This is a genomic window from Ancylobacter sp. Lp-2 (assembly GCF_020523795.1).
In the GTDB taxonomy this organism is placed as follows: Bacteria; Pseudomonadota; Alphaproteobacteria; order Rhizobiales; family Xanthobacteraceae; genus Ancylobacter.
This window is the reverse complement of sequence record NZ_JAJALI010000006.1, coordinates 357,104-372,805: the sequence shown is the minus strand read 5'-3', so window position 1 is coordinate 372,805 and position 15,702 is coordinate 357,104. Positions and strand designations below refer to the sequence as shown.

The 15,702-nt window shown below is 67.9% G+C and carries 11 protein-coding genes; 7 read left to right on the top strand and 4 right to left on the bottom strand.

Features of this window, described 5'->3' with window-relative positions:
• The first annotated feature begins 691 nt into the window (after window positions 1–691).
• Together LGR54_RS17120 and LGR54_RS17115 are read left to right on the top strand one after the other, a co-directional pair.
• A complete protein-coding gene (locus LGR54_RS17120; protein ID WP_230363181.1) occupies window positions 692–2,017 on the top strand; it encodes an N-acetylmuramoyl-L-alanine amidase in 1,326 nt (441 codons plus the stop codon).
• Window positions 2,018–2,108: 91 nt separating this feature from the next.
• Complete coding sequence (locus tag LGR54_RS17115) at window positions 2,109–4,547, top strand: penicillin-binding protein 1A (protein ID WP_230363180.1); 2,439 nt, start codon at window positions 2,109–2,111, stop codon at window positions 4,545–4,547.
• Between the two features lie 95 nt (window positions 4,548–4,642).
• Here the strand turns inward: LGR54_RS17115 and LGR54_RS17110 are convergent, their stop codons facing one another.
• A complete protein-coding gene (locus LGR54_RS17110) occupies window positions 4,643–5,257 on the bottom strand; it encodes a glutathione S-transferase family protein (protein WP_230363179.1) in 615 nt (204 codons plus the stop codon).
• A gap of 151 nt (window positions 5,258–5,408) precedes the next feature.
• On the opposite strand from LGR54_RS17110, the gene LGR54_RS17105 reads away from it, so the two are divergent.
• Window positions 5,409–5,930 carry an Lrp/AsnC family transcriptional regulator gene (locus LGR54_RS17105; RefSeq protein ID WP_230363178.1) on the top strand — a complete coding sequence of 174 codons (522 nt, stop codon included), beginning with the start codon at window positions 5,409–5,411 and terminating at the stop codon, window positions 5,928–5,930.
• Window positions 5,931–6,090: 160 nt separating this feature from the next.
• Complete coding sequence (prfB, locus tag LGR54_RS17100; protein ID WP_230363177.1) at window positions 6,091–7,221, top strand: peptide chain release factor 2; 1,131 nt, start codon at window positions 6,091–6,093, stop codon at window positions 7,219–7,221.
• Window positions 7,222–7,257: 36 nt separating this feature from the next.
• Here the strand turns inward: prfB and bcp are convergent, their stop codons facing one another.
• Window positions 7,258–7,725, bottom strand: a complete 468-nt coding sequence (gene bcp / locus LGR54_RS17095; RefSeq protein ID WP_370638221.1) for a thioredoxin-dependent thiol peroxidase — start codon at window positions 7,723–7,725, stop codon at window positions 7,258–7,260.
• Window positions 7,726–8,028: 303 nt separating this feature from the next.
• Between bcp and LGR54_RS17090 the strand changes: the two genes are divergently transcribed.
• Window positions 8,029–11,454, top strand: a complete 3,426-nt coding sequence (locus tag LGR54_RS17090; RefSeq protein WP_230363176.1) for a DUF3971 domain-containing protein — start codon at window positions 8,029–8,031, stop codon at window positions 11,452–11,454.
• Between the two features lie 70 nt (window positions 11,455–11,524).
• On the opposite strand, the gene tyrS is transcribed toward LGR54_RS17090, so the two are convergent.
• Window positions 11,525–12,781 carry a tyrosine--tRNA ligase gene (gene tyrS / locus LGR54_RS17085; protein WP_230363175.1) on the bottom strand — a complete coding sequence of 419 codons (1,257 nt, stop codon included), beginning with the start codon at window positions 12,779–12,781 and terminating at the stop codon, window positions 11,525–11,527.
• 98 nt (window positions 12,782–12,879) lie between these two features.
• Between tyrS and LGR54_RS17080 the strand changes: the two genes are divergently transcribed.
• Together LGR54_RS17080 and LGR54_RS17075 are read left to right on the top strand one after the other, a co-directional pair.
• Window positions 12,880–14,022, top strand: a complete 1,143-nt coding sequence (locus tag LGR54_RS17080) for an anhydro-N-acetylmuramic acid kinase (protein ID WP_230363174.1) — start codon at window positions 12,880–12,882, stop codon at window positions 14,020–14,022.
• A 226-nt stretch (window positions 14,023–14,248) separates the two neighbouring features.
• Window positions 14,249–14,614 carry a hypothetical protein gene (locus LGR54_RS17075; RefSeq protein WP_230363173.1) on the top strand — a complete coding sequence of 122 codons (366 nt, stop codon included), beginning with the start codon at window positions 14,249–14,251 and terminating at the stop codon, window positions 14,612–14,614.
• A gap of 90 nt (window positions 14,615–14,704) precedes the next feature.
• Here LGR54_RS17075 and LGR54_RS17070 read toward each other — a convergent pair whose 3' ends face one another.
• On the bottom strand, window positions 14,705–15,370 hold the full coding sequence (locus tag LGR54_RS17070; protein ID WP_214010501.1) for an alpha/beta hydrolase: 666 nt from the start codon (window positions 15,368–15,370) through the stop codon (window positions 14,705–14,707).
• Window positions 15,371–15,702: the final 332 nt, after the last annotated feature.

The following is a 15,702-nucleotide window of genomic DNA, read 5'->3' as shown; positions in this document are numbered from 1 at the left end:
AGCGTGCCTGTAAGCGGGGGGCGATACCGGGCCAGGGGGACGAGCGGCCTCGCATGCGGGGCGCGAGCGACGCGGCACCGACATCCGGCGATCACGCGCCGGGCGGGAAGTCCCGCTCGGTGCCCGATCCGCCCATGCCGGCTGACGTGTCATCACTCTGGTGTCGTCCATTCCTCGACCGAACAGGTAGCCGCGGTCGCGAACGACCCGGCCGACGGCATATGGCGCGGAAAAGCCACGATCAGCTCAGAAGAGAGCCGGCGCCGGCAAGCGGCGTTCCGTGGCCCCGATACGTCGTCGGCTCAAGCGTCACCGTGGCGCGCGGTCCGCGAGGACCGCTCAGTCGCATCCTCACGCGCTCTTGAATGGAGCTGGCCCGGACGGGCCTGATCGTGGGCGGATGCTGGGCTCGCCCATCACTGGACCGCCCGGCGCCATCGGATCGCGAAAGCCGGGTAATCCGACGTCCCTGCAGGCGAACCATATGCATGATCTTAATAGCGTTACGGGTGCCGATTTGGCAAGCCACGCCTGCTTGAGCGTTGCGCAGCGGCCACGGTGCGACGGGACGGGAACTTCCAAGGTCAACGACCGGTTAACCCGAAGTTCCTATTCCGTTACATAACGGGCGGGGGCCGCACGTTTCGGAGAGACGACGCTGACGACGCGCAGGCAGGCAAAAGGTTTCGGTATGGCGGTTGCCGGAGGCGTGTTCCTCGGGGCGACGCTGTTCCGGACGCTGCTGCTGGCGATCGGGCTGGCTGCCTGGTTCGTGCCGGCATTGGCCGACGACGCGCCTGCCGTGCCTGCGCCGGACCCCGCCGTGGCGACCGAGGCGCGGCTCGCCGGCGACGGCGAGCGCACGCGCCTCGTCATCGACCTGTCGCGCTCGGTGGCGCTGGGGGCCTTCACCCTGGCCGATCCCTACCGCGTGGTCATCGACGTGCCGGATGTGGTGTTCTCGCTGCCGGCGACCTCCGGCCAGGAGGGGCGGGGCCTCGTCACTGCCTACCGCTTCGGCCTGTTCGCCCCGCGCAAGGGGCGCATCGTCATGGACCTCTCCGCGCCGGTGGCCATCGACAAGGCCTTCGTGCTCGACCCGATGGACGGGCAGCCGGCCCGCCTCGTCGTCGATCTGGTGAAGGTCGACCGCGCCACCTTCCTGAAGACGGTGGCCGCGCCGGTGCGCAGCCTGCCGGACACCGCGGTGGCCCGTCCGGCTCCGGCCGCGCCCGGCGATGTGCGCCCGGTGGTGGTGATCGATCCCGGCCATGGCGGCATCGACCCCGGCGCCGCCAATGCCGCCTTCGGCGCCGTGGAGAAGGAGCTCACACTCAAGATCGGCCTGATGCTGCGCGACAAGCTGGAGAAGACCGGCCGCTACCGGCCGGTGATGACCCGTGAGGACGACACCTATGTCGCGCTCGGCGAACGCGTGAAGATCGCACGCGAGGCTGGGGCGCGGCTGTTCATCTCGCTGCACGCCGATTCCCTCTCCGCCCGTGACGGCGACGTGCGCGGCGCCACCATCTACACCCTTTCCGACCGCGCCTCCGATTCCGAGGCCCAGCGCCTCGCCGATTCGGAAAACAAGTCCGACAAGATCGCCGGCCTCGATCTGTCCGAGGAACCGGCCGACGTCGCCGGCATCCTGTTCGATCTCGCCCAGCGCGAGACGCGCAATTTCTCCGCCGCCTTCGCCCGCACCCTGGCGAACCATGTCGAATCCACCGCCCGCATGCACAAATCGCCGCTCAAATCGGCGGGGTTCCGGGTGCTGAAGGCGCCGGACGTGCCTTCCGTGCTGTTCGAGCTCGGCTATCTTTCCAGCCGCAAGGATCTCGAACTCATGACATCGGAAGGCTGGCAATCTAATGTGACCGATGCGATGACGACGGCCATCGAGGCCTATTTCGTCGCCCAGAAGCCCAAGGACGGTGCGTCGGCCGCCCTGCCGGGCGATCTGGACGAGGCGGTTGCGGGCGCCCATGCGTCACCGGCCGCGATAAGGCCATAGTTGCTGCGCACAGGGTGCGTGAAGGCGACATCGGTTCGATGCGCCCGCCGTGCGTCGCGGCGGGTGTGCAAGTTTGCGGGGTCATGGCCGAATGCGGCTGTTGTTGCGGTTTTTGGGTTTCCTGTTCGCTCTCGGCACCATCGTGTTCGTGGTGGGCGGAGCCGTGGCGGCCTATTTCGTCTGGAAATACTCGCAGGACCTGCCGGACTACACCCAGCTGCAGAACTACGAGCCGCCGGTGATGACCCGCATCCACGCGGCCGACGGCTCGCTGCTGGCCGAATATGCCAAGGAGCGCCGGCTCTATCTGCCGATCCAGAACATCCCGGACCTGGTGAAGGACGCCTTCATCTCTGCCGAGGACAAGAATTTCTATTCGCATGGCGGTATCGACGTGACCGGCATCGGCCGCGCCGCCTATGCCTTCCTGCAGAATTACGGCTCGGGCCGGCGGCCGCAGGGCGCTTCGACCATCACCCAGCAGGTGGCGAAGAACTTCCTGCTCACCAACGAGGTCTCGCTCGACCGTAAGGTCAAGGAGGCGCTGCTCGCCCTGCGCATGGAGCGCGCCTATTCCAAGGACAAGATCCTCGAGCTGTATCTGAACGAGATCTATCTCGGCATCGGCTCCTATGGTGTCGCCGCCGCCTCGCTGCTGTATTTCGACAAGTCGGTGAACGAGCTCACCATCGCCGAGGCGGCCTATCTCGCCGCCCTGCCGAAGGGACCGAACAACTACCACCCGTTCCGCCGCCACGACGCCGCCGTCGAGCGCCGCAACTGGGTGATCGATCGCATGGCCGAGAACGGCTACATCACCCAGGAACAGGCCGACAAGGCCAAGGCCACCGACCTCGCCGTCACCGTGCGCCCGACCGGCGCGCACATCTTCTCCGCCGAATATTTCGCCGAGGAAGTGCGCCGCGAGATCTTCGAGCGCTATGGCGAGGACAAGCTGTATGGCGGCGGCCTGTCGGTGCGCACCACGCTCAATCCCAAGTTGCAGCAGATCGCCAAGAAGGCGCTGCTCGACGGCCTGACCCGCTATGACGAGCAGCGCGGCTATCGCGGCGCCATCACCGGCATCGAGGTGTCCGGCGACTGGGGCGCCCGGCTCGCCGATGTGCGCGCCTTCAGCGACATTCCCTGGCGCCTCGCCGTGGTGCTGGAAGCCAATGCAGACATGGCGCGCATCGGCCTGCAGCCGCAGCGCGACCGTTCCGGCCAGCTGCCGGACCAGCGCGAGGTCGGCGTCATCACCGCCGACGGGGTGAAGTGGGCGCTGCGCGGCCGCAAGGGCGTCAACACCGTGCTCAAGGCCGGCGACGTCGTCTATGTCGAGCCGGTGGACGGCAAGGCCGACCAGTGGCGCCTGCGCCAGCAGCCGCGAATCGAGGGCGCGCTGGTGGCCATGGACCCGTGGACCGGGCGCGTGCTGGCGATGGCCGGCGGCTTCTCCTTCGACGAAAGCCAGTTCAACCGCGCGACGCAGGCGCAGCGCCAGCCGGGCTCCTCGTTCAAGCCCTTCGTCTATGCCTCGGCGATCGACAATGGCTACACCCCGTCCAGCATCGTGCTCGACGCGCCGTTCGAGCTGAACCAGGCCGGGCAGGCGACGTGGCGGCCGGAGAATTATTCCGGCAAGTTCTACGGCCCGCAGACGCTGCGCTTCGGCCTCGAGCAGTCGCGCAACGTGATGACGGTGCGGCTCGCCAACGATCTCGGCATGCCGGTGATCTCCGACTATGCCAAGCGCTTCGGCATCTACGACAACCTGTTGCCGGTGCTGTCGATGGCGCTCGGCGCCGGCGAGACCACGGTGATGCGGATGGCCGGCGGCTATTCGATGTTCGCCAATGGCGGCCGGCGCATCAAGCCGACGCTGATCGACCGCGTCCAGGACCGCTACGGCAAGACCATCTACAAGCATGACGAGCGCGAATGCCGCGGCTGCGATGCCGCCCAGTGGCAGGACCAGCCCGAGCCGACGCTGGTCGACCGGCGCGAGCAGGTGCTCGACCCGATGACCGCCTATCAGATGGTCTCGATGATGGAAGGCGTCGTCCAGCGTGGCACCGGCACGGCGCTGAAGGCGCTCGGCAAGCCGGTGGCGGGCAAGAGCGGCACCACCAACGAGGAGAAGGACGCCTGGTTCGTCGGCTTCACCCCGGACATGGTGGTGGCTGTTTATCTCGGCTTCGACACTCCCAAGCCGATGGGCAAGGGCTCGACCGGCGGCCTGATCTCCGCGCCAGTGGTGCGGGACTTCATGCAGGTGGCGCTGGCCGACCGTCCGGCCGTGCCGTTCCGCGTGCCGCCGGGCATGAAGCTGATCCGCATCAACCCGAAGAGCGGCCAGCGCGCCGGGCCGGGCGAGAAGTCGATCCTCGAGGCCTTCAAGCCGGGCACCGCGCCGCCGGGCGACTATTACTCGGTCGTCGGTGCCACCGATGCGTCGGGCCGGCCGACCACCGTGTCGCCGGACGCCGACCGCGCCATCGGCAATAGCGGCACCGGCGGGCTCTACTGAGAGGCCGGGGCGGCGGTCGCCGCCACGTGCCACGCTTGCCTCCCGCTCCCGCGCAGCGCGATCGTCTTCGATCAAGTGATCACGCAATAACGTGATCACGTCATCGGCGTGCCGGCGAATTCCGGCAGCGCCTCGGCCCGGGCGGCGAGCGCGGCGAGGCGCGGAACGTCGGCATCGGCGATCTCGCCCGGTAGCAGGAGATGGGTGAAACCGAGGGTCACCGCGGCGGTGACGTCCGCCTGCATCGGCCGCTGGCCGAGCAGCCAGCCCTCGCCGGGGCCGATCTCCGCTTCCAGCAACCGATAAGCCGCGCGCAATTGTCCACGCACACGGGCGAGCCAGGGTTCGTGGCGCTTTTCCTGCGGCCGCAATTCGTGCTCGTAGACGATCTGCACTGTCTTCTCGCAGGCGGCCAATGCTAGCCCGATGAGCCGCTGGGCGCGGGCATGGGTGGCGAGGTCGGCAGGCTCCAGCGTCAGCGCCGGGTCGGCGAGGCGCTCGGCATGCTGCAGGATCAGCGTCGACTCCATCAGCACCACACCCGAATCGGTGACGAGGGTCGGCGCCTTCACCACCGGGTTGATCGCGGCGAAGGCATCGAAATGCCGGAACACCGATACCGGCTCGTGCCCGAAGGGCAGGCGCAGCAGCTTCAGGGAGATCGCGACGCGCCGGACATAGGGCGAATCGAGCATGCCGATGAGGCGCATGGTGGGCTCCGTCCAACAGGATATGTGCAACAGGATGCGTGACCGTGTAGGGGCTCCGCACGGAGCTGGCGGGCACCGGCCAGCCCCGCAACATGGCAAAGCCGGCTCGTTGGTGCCATGCTGATCCATCGGCCAAAACGGAGTTCTGCTTATGGATTCAAGGCGCGACTTCCCCGGCGTCCGCCTTCCCGGCTTCCGCCCGGCGGTGGCGGGGCTCGACGAGCGCGATCTTGATATCCTCGAGGCCCTGCAGCAGGATGGGCGCCTGCCTCTCTCCGAGCTCGGCCGCCGTATCGGCCTCTCCCAGCCGGCGGTGTCCGAGCGGGTGAAACGGCTGGAGGAGCGCGGCGTCATCGCCGGCTATGGCGCGCGCATCGACCTTGCCGCCGTCGGGCTGCGGATGACCGCCATCATCCGTCTCAAGACGGCGCACGAACATATCGCCGCCTGCCTCAGGGCCTTCGAGCAGCTCCCCTATGTGGTCGAGGTGCATCGCGTCACCGGCAATGATTGCTTCGTGCTGAAGGCCATCGTGCCGGCGCCGGAGCATCTGGCTGTCATCGTCGATTCCATCGGCCGCTTCGGCGAGGTGACGACGTCGCTGGTGCTGCGCTCCGAGCCGGAAAAGCCGATCTCGCGCGACCTGATGCTCGCCGCGCGCGGCCGGGACTGACGTCCGGCCGCCATTGGCTGGCAGCGGAAGGGGTGTCTCCACCGGTTGTCCCGACCGCCCGGTGGATGAGCGGCGACGCCAGGAGAGGAGGGGCGTTTACAGTGCCGCCCTTCCTCTCTATTTTCCGCCGCCTTTCTCCCTGCGTTCGAGAGTGTCCATCATGCGCGCCGACCTCGCCGCGAGCGTCGACGAAATCCGCGAAGCCGCCGGGCTGCTCCGGCAGCACATCGATTTCGACCGTTCCAAAGCCCGCCTCGCCGAGCTCAATGCCATGGCGGAGGATCCCAATCTCTGGAACGACCCCGAGCGCGCGCAGAAGCTGATGCAGGAGCGCGGCACGCTTGAGGACGGTCTCAGCGCCATCGAGCGCATCAACCGCGAGCTCGACGACAATGTCGAGCTGATCGAGCTCGGCGAGATGGAGGGCGACACTTCCATCGTCGACGAAGCCGCCGAGGCGCTGAAGCGGCTGAAGGCGGAAGTGGCGCGTCGTCAGCTGGAGGCGCTGCTCTCCGGCGAGGCCGACGCCAATGACAGCTATCTCGAAGTCCATGCCGGCGCCGGCGGTACCGACAGCCAGGACTGGGCGCTGATGCTGCTGCGCATGTACACGCGCTGGGCCGAGCGGCGCGGCTTCAAGGTGGAACTGGTGGACGAGACCGGCGGCGAGACCGCCGGCATCAAGTCCGCCACCATCCTGGTGAAGGGCCACAATGCCTATGGCTGGCTGAAGACCGAGGGCGGCGTGCACCGGCTGGTGCGCATCTCGCCCTTCGATTCCAATGCGCGGCGCCAGACCTCGTTCTCCAGCGTCGACGTCTACCCGGTGATCGACGACCGCATCGTCGTCGACATCAAGGAGAGCGACCTGCGCGTCGACACCATGCGCTCGGGCGGCGCCGGCGGCCAGCACGTCAACAAGACCGAATCGGCGGTGCGCTTCACCCATATTCCCACCGGCATCGCGGTGGTGGCGCAGGGTGACCGCTCGCAGCACAAGAACCGCGCCACCGCGTGGGAGATGCTGCGCGCCAAGCTCTATGAGCTGGAGCTGAAGAAGCGCGAGGCGCAGGCCGCCGCCGATCAGGCCGCCAAGACCGATATCGGCTGGGGCCACCAGATCCGCTCCTATGTGCTGCAGCCCTACCAGCTGGTGAAGGATTTGCGCACCGGCGTCACCTCCGGCACGCCGCAGGAAGTGCTGGACGGCGACCTCGACCCGTTCATGGAGGCCGCGCTCGCCCAGCGCGCCTATGGCGGCGGCCCGGCGAGCGTCGACGACGTCGAGTGAGGCGAACCCGCCGGATGTTCCGGCGGGTTCTGTTTCTCAGAGCGCCTGTGCCGCGGCCAGCACCTCCTCGGCATGGCCGGCGACCTTCACCTTCGGCCAGAGCTGCGCGACGCGGCCTTCCGTATCGATCAGCAGCGTGGTGCGCTCGATGCCCATGAAGGTTTTGCCATACATGCTCTTCTCGCCCCAGACGCCATAGGCGGTCAGCATCTCGTGGGTTTCGTCGGTGGCGAGCGGAAAGGCGAGGCACTCCTTGTCGCGGAACTTCACCAGTGCCTTGGCGGGATCGGCGGAGACGCCGAGCACCGAGGTGTTGGCCTTGGCGAAGTCCGGCAGCAGCCGGTTGAAATCATGCGCCTCGATGGTGCAGCCGGGCGTGCTGGCCTTCGGATAGAAGTACAGCACCAGCTTGCGGCCGTGGAAATCGGCCAGGCGGACGATGCCGCCGTCGTCACCGGGCAATGCGAAGTCGGGAGCCGGTTTTCCGGCGGCGATGGTGCTCATTTGCCTTCCTTTCGTCGGCTTTTGCGGCGATGCCGCGCATGGCGGCGCAGCAGCCCTACTTCAGCCACCGTCATAGATTTGCCGGCGGACAAGAAACAGACAGGATATCGCGATAGACCCCGCTCTGGCGCTATCATCCACATGCGGAGATTCGGGCTGTAGATGATCGATAGGACCACGCCCAGAGCCGGCGGGCGCGCCGGTCCGGTAAAGCGCCCGCGTCTGCGGCGGATCGCGCGCGCCTGCGAGGCACCGCGGCGCGGCCGGAGGTGGGTGCGCGTCTGCGGCTGGTCGCTCGGCTGCATGGCCGGTCTTTTCATTGCCGCCTTCCTTACCGTCTATGTGCTGTTCTCCACCGGACTGGTGACGGTGAACATCGCCCGTCCCTATGTCGAGCGGGCGCTGTCCGAGCGTCTCGGCGCCGGCCGCACGGTGTCGATCGGCGAGATCGTCTCCAATGGCGAGGCGCCCGGCGGCATGACGCTGCGCGTCAACGACATTGAGGTGCGCGACGACAAGGGCGACGTCATCGCCTCGGCGCCGCAGGCCGAGATCGCGATGCAGGATCGCCTGATGCCGTGGATGGCCGGGCCGAAGAGCATCGACCTGATCGGCGTCAAGCTGCAGGTCTGGGTCACCGCCAATGGCGAGCTGACGGTTTCCACTGGCGAGAACGCCAAGCCGATCCACGCGACGGCTCCCGACCATGGTGTGGCGACGCCGCCTCCCGCCTCCGCAGGTGCGACTTCCGCGACCGTTTCCTCCGCCCCGGCGTCGCCCGCCGGCCCCACGGCGGCGCCGGCCAGCGAGGCACCGCCGATCGGACCCATCCGCCTCGCCAGCCTCGCGGCGCTGGCCGACGGGCTGGATCGTGGCGGGCTCGACGGCGGCGAATTGTCCGATATCGGCCTGAAGGGCGGCACGCTGACGCTGCGCAGCGAGGTGAGCGGGCGCAGTTGGGTGTTCAACGACATCGACATCAGCCTCACCCGTCCGGCGGCCGGCGGCATGACCTTCGACCTGCGCGCCGGCGGCGCGGACGGCCCGTGGTCGGCGCAGGCGACCATCGCGCCGATGGCGAACGGGCGTCGCGACATCGATGTCGCCGTCCGCGACCTCGCGCCGCGCGACCTGATGATCGCCGCCGGCATGGCGGATGCCGACCTCGTCGCCACCTCGCCGCTGTCCGGCGAGATTCACGCGCAGATCGACGAGCATGGCGACCTCGTCGGATCGAGCGGCCGGATGCTGGTCGGCGCCGGCGAGTTGCAACTCGGCAAGGACAAGCTCGGCCGCATGATGATCGACGAGGTGGCGCTGGATTTCGCCTTCGACCCGCACGCCCGCCGGATCGCCATCAAGCCGCTGGCCATCCATGCCGGACCGCTCGACCTCGACATCGCCGCCGATATCAACCTGCCGCAGACCGCCGACGGCGTCTGGACGCTGCACGCCACCCGGGGCAAGGGCAGCCTCGGGGGCGGCGGCCCGTTCTCCGAGAAGGAGCCGCCTTTCGTCGCCGACAACATCGCCCTCGACCTGCATTTCGATCCCAAGGCGAAGAGCCTCGGCATCGATTCCGCCAAGGTCACGAGCACGCAGGGCGAGATCACCATCGGCGGCGGACTGGAGCTCGCCGGCCCGGCGCCGGCGCTCAATCTGAACGTCTCGACCACGCCGACATCCGCCACCACCTTGAAGCGGATCTGGCCGGTGCTGGCGGCACCGGAAGTGCGGAACTGGGTGCACGACAATGTGGTGTCCGGCGAGGTCAGCCGCGCCGAGATCGCGCTGAACGCGCCGCTGTCCTCCATCGGCAATTCCGACATTCCGCTGGCCGACGACGCCCTGCGCATCGACATCGTCGCCGGCCAGGGCTCCTTCCGGGTGCTCCCGGATCTGGCGCCGGTCACCGGTGCCGATGTCCGCGTGCACGTGACCGGCCGCACCGCCCATGTCGACGTCGCCAAGGCCGGCCTGCAGACGCCGGCTGGGCGCAAGCTGGTGCTGTCGGAAGGCGTGTTCGACATTCCCGATACCGCGCCGAAGACGCCCAACGCCAAGATCCGCATGGCGCTCAACGGTCCCGTCGCCGGGATGGCGGAGGTGGCCAACCTGCCTTCGCTGCGCAGCCATGCGGCGGCTTCGCCGCTCGACCCGGCGACGGTGTCGGGCGATTTCCAGGGCGTGGCACAGATCAATATCCGCCTGTCGAACGACATCAAGCCGACCGATGTCGACTTCGCCTTCGAGGCCACGCTGAACGATTTCTCGGCCGACAAGATGGTGCTCGGCCACGACATCGACGACGCCGATGTCCGTGTTTTCGTGACGCCGCAGGCCAGCGTCTTCCGCGGCGATGGCAAGCTCGCCGGCGCGCCGATCAGCTTCGACTACACGCTGCCCACCAAGGGCGACGCCTCGTTCACCCTGGCGGCGACGCTCGACCAGGCGGCGCGCGACAAGCTCGATCTCGACCTTGCCGGCCTCGGCGGCTCGGTGGCGGTGAAGCTGAACGGCACCACCTCGGCGAATGGCAAGGTGAGCGCGGATGTCGATGTCGACCTGACCAAGGCGCGCCTCGCCGAACTGGTGCCGGGCTGGTCGAAGCCGGCCGGCAAGCCGGCGCGGCTGACCGCAAAGCTCACCAAGACCGAGGACGGTTCCAAGCTCGACAATCTGGTGGTTTCGGGATCCGGGGTGAACATACGCGGCGTGGTGACGCTCGACGCCAAGGGCGCGCCGGTCGCCGCCGACCTGCCGACCTTCCAGCTCTCGGACGGCGACAAGGCGAGCGTGAAGGTGGAGCAGGCCGGCTCGGTGACGCGGATCACCGTGCGCGGCGAGGTGATCGAGGCTCGGGCCTTCCTCAAGAACCTCCTGGAGGCGCCGATTGCCGGCAATGCCGACCAGAGCAAGCCGGCGGATGTCGATATCGACGTCAATCTCAACGTGGTGGTCGGCAATAATGGCGAGACCATGCGCGAGGCGGTGCTGAAGCTGTCGCGGCGCGACGGGGCGCTGCGCAGCTTCTCGCTCGGTGCGCTGGTCGGCCGCGACGGCGGCGTGACCGGGCAGATCATGAACGGCGCCGGCGGCTCGCGGGTGATGCGGGTGGCGACGACCGACGCCGGCGCGCTGCTGCGCTTCATCAATTTCTATTCGCGCATCTATGGCGGCGACCTGTGGCTCGACGTCGACCCGCCGGCCGGCGACGGCTCGCCGCAGAACGGCGTCATCAACATGCGCGACTTCGTGGTGCGCGGCGAGGCGGGGCTGGACCGGCTGATCGCCGCCGCGCCGGCCACCGCCGCCAATGGGCGTCCGCAGCCCGGTGCGGCGATCACCTTTAAGAAGCTGCAGGTGAGCTTCACCCGCTCGGCCGAACTGCTCACCCTTCGCGACGGCGTGGTGTGGGGTCCGGCGGTCGGCTCGACCTTCGACGGCACGCTCGATTCCGCTCGCGACCGCATCTCGATCCAGGGCACCTATGTGCCGGCCTATGGGCTGAACAACCTGTTCTCGCGCCTGCCGGTGCTCGGCTTCTTCCTCGGCGGCGGGCCGAATGAGGGGCTGGTCGGCGTCACCTACGAGGTGGTGGGGCCGCTGAGCGGGCCGACGCTGCGGGTGAACCCGATCTCCGCCGTGGCGCCGGGCTTCCTGCGCAAGATCTTCGAGTACCGGCAGGCGCCGGACCCGACGCCGCCGGCGGTGATACCGACCCGCTAGCACGACGGCAGGGTGGAACGAAAAAGGCCGGGCGATGCCCGGCCTTTTCAATTCCGTATCGGCGATCGGCTCACACCGGCTTCAGCAGCACGTGCTTCTTCTTGCCGAAGGAGAGCTTCACCACGCCCTCGGCGGTAAGGTCGCGGGCGCTGATCACCGCCTTGTCGTCGGTGACGGTGGCGTCGTTCACCTTCAGGCCGCCGCTCTTGATCTGCCGGCGCGCCTCGCCATTGGAGGCGACGAGGCCGGTCTTCTCGGCGAACACGCTGAGCACGCCGATGCCGGCCTCGAGCTCGCCCGCCGGCACCTCGACGGTCGGCAGGTCTGCGGAAAGCCCACCTTCCTCGAAGGTCTTGCGCGCGGTCTCGGCCGCGGCTTCGGCCGCCGCGCGGCCGTGCAGCATGGCGGTGACCTCGGTGGCGAGGATCTTCTTCACCTCGTTGATCTCCGCGCCGCCCAGCGCGGACAGCCGGGCGATCTCGTCCATCGGCAGGGTGGTGTAGAGCTTGAGGAAGCGCGAGACGTCGGCGTCCTCGGTGTTGCGCCAGTACTGCCAGAACTCGTAGGGGCCGAGCAGGTCGGCGTTCAGCCACACCGCGCCGGAGAGCGACTTGCCCATCTTGGCGCCGGAGGCGGTGGTCAGCAGCGGCGAGGTCAGGGCGTAGAGCTGCGGCGTACCCATGCGGTGGCCGAGGTCGATGCCGTTGACGATGTTGCCCCACTGGTCGGAGCCGCCCATCTGCAGGCGCACGCCGTAACGCTGCGACAGCTCGACGAAGTCGTAGGCCTGCAGGATCATGTAGTTGAATTCGAGGAAGGAGAGCGACTGCTCGCGGTCGAGCCGCATCTTCACGCTGTCGAAGGACAGCATGCGGTTGACCGAGAAATGCCGGCCGACGTCGCGCAGGAATTCGAGGTAGTTGAGCGAGGTCAGCCACTCGGCGTTGTTGGCCATCAGCGCGCCGGTGGGCGCGTCGCCATAGGTGAGGTAGTTGGCGAACACCTTCTTGATCGAGGCGATGTTGTCCTCGATGGTCTCCACCGTCATCAGCTTGCGCGCCTCCTCCTTGAAGGAGGGGTCGCCCACCATGCCGGTGCCGCCGCCCATCAGCGAGACCGGGCGGTGGCCGGTCGCCTGCAGCCAGTGCAGCATCATGATCTGGATCAGGCCGCCGGCATGCAGGCTCGGCGCCGTGGGGTCGAAGCCGATATAGGCGGTGACGGTTTCCGTGGCGAACAGCTTGTCGAGACCCTCGGGGTCCGAGATCTGGTGGACGAAGCCGCGCTCGGTGAGGGTGCGCAGAAAGTCGGAACGGAACGTCGTCATGTCGGGCCTGCCGGCATCAATGCCATGGTAAGGAGGGGTAAAGGATCGGGCGCGTCATGTAGCAGCTTCGGGCGGTACATGCACGCCGGGAGGGCGAGATGGCGGAACCGGTGACGGCAATCGGGCTGATGAGCGGCACCTCGCTCGACGGCGTCGACGTGGCGCTGATCGAGACCGATGGCGAGAGCGTCGCCGGCTTCGGGCCTGCCGCCACCTATCCCTATGCGCCGGAGGACCGGGCGCTGCTGGTGCGGGCCATCGAGGACGCGAAACCGCTGGCGGATCGCACGGCGCGGCCGGGCGTGCTCGCCGAGGCGGAACTGATGCTGACCGCCCGCCATGGCGAGGCGGTGGCGCGCTTCGTCGCGGCGCATCCCCGCGCGGCAGAGGCGCGGGTGGTCGGTTTCCACGGCCAGACGGTGCTGCACCGGCCGGAGATCGCGCTCACCGTGCAGCTCGGCGACGGCGTGGGGTTGGCGAAGGCCTTGCGGGCGGCGGGGCTGCGGCCGGGCGCCGAGCTGGTCTACGATCTGCGCGCCGCCGATGTCGCGGCGGGCGGGCAGGGGGCGCCGCTGGTGCCGGTCTATCACGCCGCCTTGGCGAAGAGGCTCGGCCTGGCGCTGCCGATGCTGTTCCTCAATCTCGGCGGGGTGGCCAACATCACCTATGTCGACGGGGAGAACGACCCGATCGCCTTCGACACCGGCCCGGCTAACGCGCTGGTCGACGACTTCATGAAGGAGCGCACCGGCGTGCCGGTGGATGCCGACGGCGCCTGCGCGGCGGCAGGAAAGGTCGATGCGGCGGCGCTGGCGCGGCTGCTGGCGCATCCCTTCTTCGCGCAGAAGCCGCCGAAATCGCTCGATCGCAATGATTTCAAGACCTTCGCGGCGGAGCATGCCGGGCTGGCAGGGCGCAGCACCGAGGACGGCGCGGCGACGCTGACCGCGCTCAGCGCCGCGACGGTGGCGGCGGCGCTGCCGCTGCTGCCGCACCGCCCGCGGGCGGTGGTGGCCGGCGGCGGCGGCGCCCACAACCCGACGCTGCTCGCCATGCTCGCCGAGCGGCTCGGGGTGGAGGTGACGCCGGCCGATGCGCTCGGCCTGTCCGCCGACGCGATGGAGGCGCAGGCCTTCGGCTTCCTGGCGGTGCGCTCGCTAAAGGGGCTGCCGTTGAGCTTCCCCACCACCACCGGGGTGCCGGCGCCGATGGCTGGCGGTATCTCGGTGACGCTGCGCTGAGGTTGGCCTCGCCGGTGCGGCGGGCTGTAGCAAAGCTGAAGCGGTCATTCAAAATTACTTAATATACCAGAGTTAGCGCGAAGTATTCCTTAAACGCAATGGTGCGATGCGCAAACTGACGATGCGCCGCACAATAAAATGCGTATCTTACGGGCTCCCGGAAGTCCGGCTCGCCAGGCAGGCAGCTTCTGATCAACACGCCTGGACAGAACTTGGAGCAATCGAGATGCGCAGCTTCTCCCGTGACATTCTGCCCCTCGCCTTGGCGGGTGGGCTCCTTGCCGTCGCCTTCATCGCCCCCGGCTTCGCCGCCGAAAAGGGTGGCGTTCGCCCCGCGACGGCGCAGACCATCAATATCGGCTATGTGCGCGGCATCGCCTATTACACCCCGCAGCAGGACGGCTATCACGTCGTCGCCACGCTGAGCGTCGGCGGCGCTGCGCCGATCCGTGTCGCTGCAACGCTGCAGCCCGAGCAGGCGGTGAGCTTCTCCGTGCCCGGCCCCGAGGGCGCGGCTGGTGGCCTCGTCGAGATCGCCCGTCGCGGCGATAGCCTGACGGTGACCAACCCGGACCGCCTCGTGCTCAACTGAGCCGTCTCTTCCGGGTCCTCGCGTCTCCCTAAAACGAAAAGCCCGGCGATGCGCCGGGCTTTTTGCTTGTCAGGGCCTTACCGTTTCCGATCAGGCGGCGGTCTCGCTCTTGCGAGTGTCCGGCAGGCGGCGGTCGAGATAGCCGCCGATCAGCTCGGTCAGTTCCTCGGTGCGGTTGTCGAAGAAGTGGTTGGCACCGGGCACGGTCTGCTGCTCGATGACGATGCCCTTCTGCGTCTTCAGCTTCTCCACCAGCGTGTTCACCGCCGAGAAAGGCACCACCGCATCCTTGTCGCCATGCACGAACAGGCCGGAGGACGGGCAGGGGGCGAGGAAGGAGAAGTCGTAGAGGTTCGCGGGGGCAGCCACCGAGATGAAGCCTTCCACCTCCGGCCGGCGCATCAGCAACTGCATGCCGATCCAGGCGCCGAACGAGAAGCCGGCGATCCAGCAGGCGCGCGCGTCCGGGTTGATCGACTGCGCCCAATCGAGCGCGGCGGCGGCATCGGCGAGCTCGCCCTGGCCGTGGTCGAAGGAGCCCTGCGAGCGGCCGACGCCGCGGAAATTGAAGCGCAGGGTCGAGAAGCCGCGGTTCACGAACTGGTAGTAGAGATTGTAGACGACCGGGTTGTTCATCGTGCCCCCGAACTGCGGGTGCGGGTGCAGGATGATGGCGATCGGCGCGTGGCGCTGCTTGGCCGGCTGGTACCGCCCTTCGAGACGCCCTTTCTCGCCGGTGAAGATGACCTCGGGCATGAAGCGTGTGATCCTAGATGTGAGCGGCGCCGCGGCCGCCCAGCGCAGGCGGGCAGCCAAAGCGCATGGCCGCCGTTTCAATTTTCCTGCGGGTGTACATAATACCGCGAGCGCCTTGACGACATAGGGTGTGATCCCTAAATTATTAGAATAATTCTAAACTTCTACGCATGGTTGCAAGAGAAGTCTTTGCAATCGTGCTGGCGCCGCCCGCGGAGTTTGCGGAGCCGAAGCTATGAATGAGATGGGTTTGGTTTGCAAGCAAATCAACGGGAGCCGCAGCGAAAGCGGCAATGTTTTACTATATGAGCAGGCAGGCGCTGACAGACCGA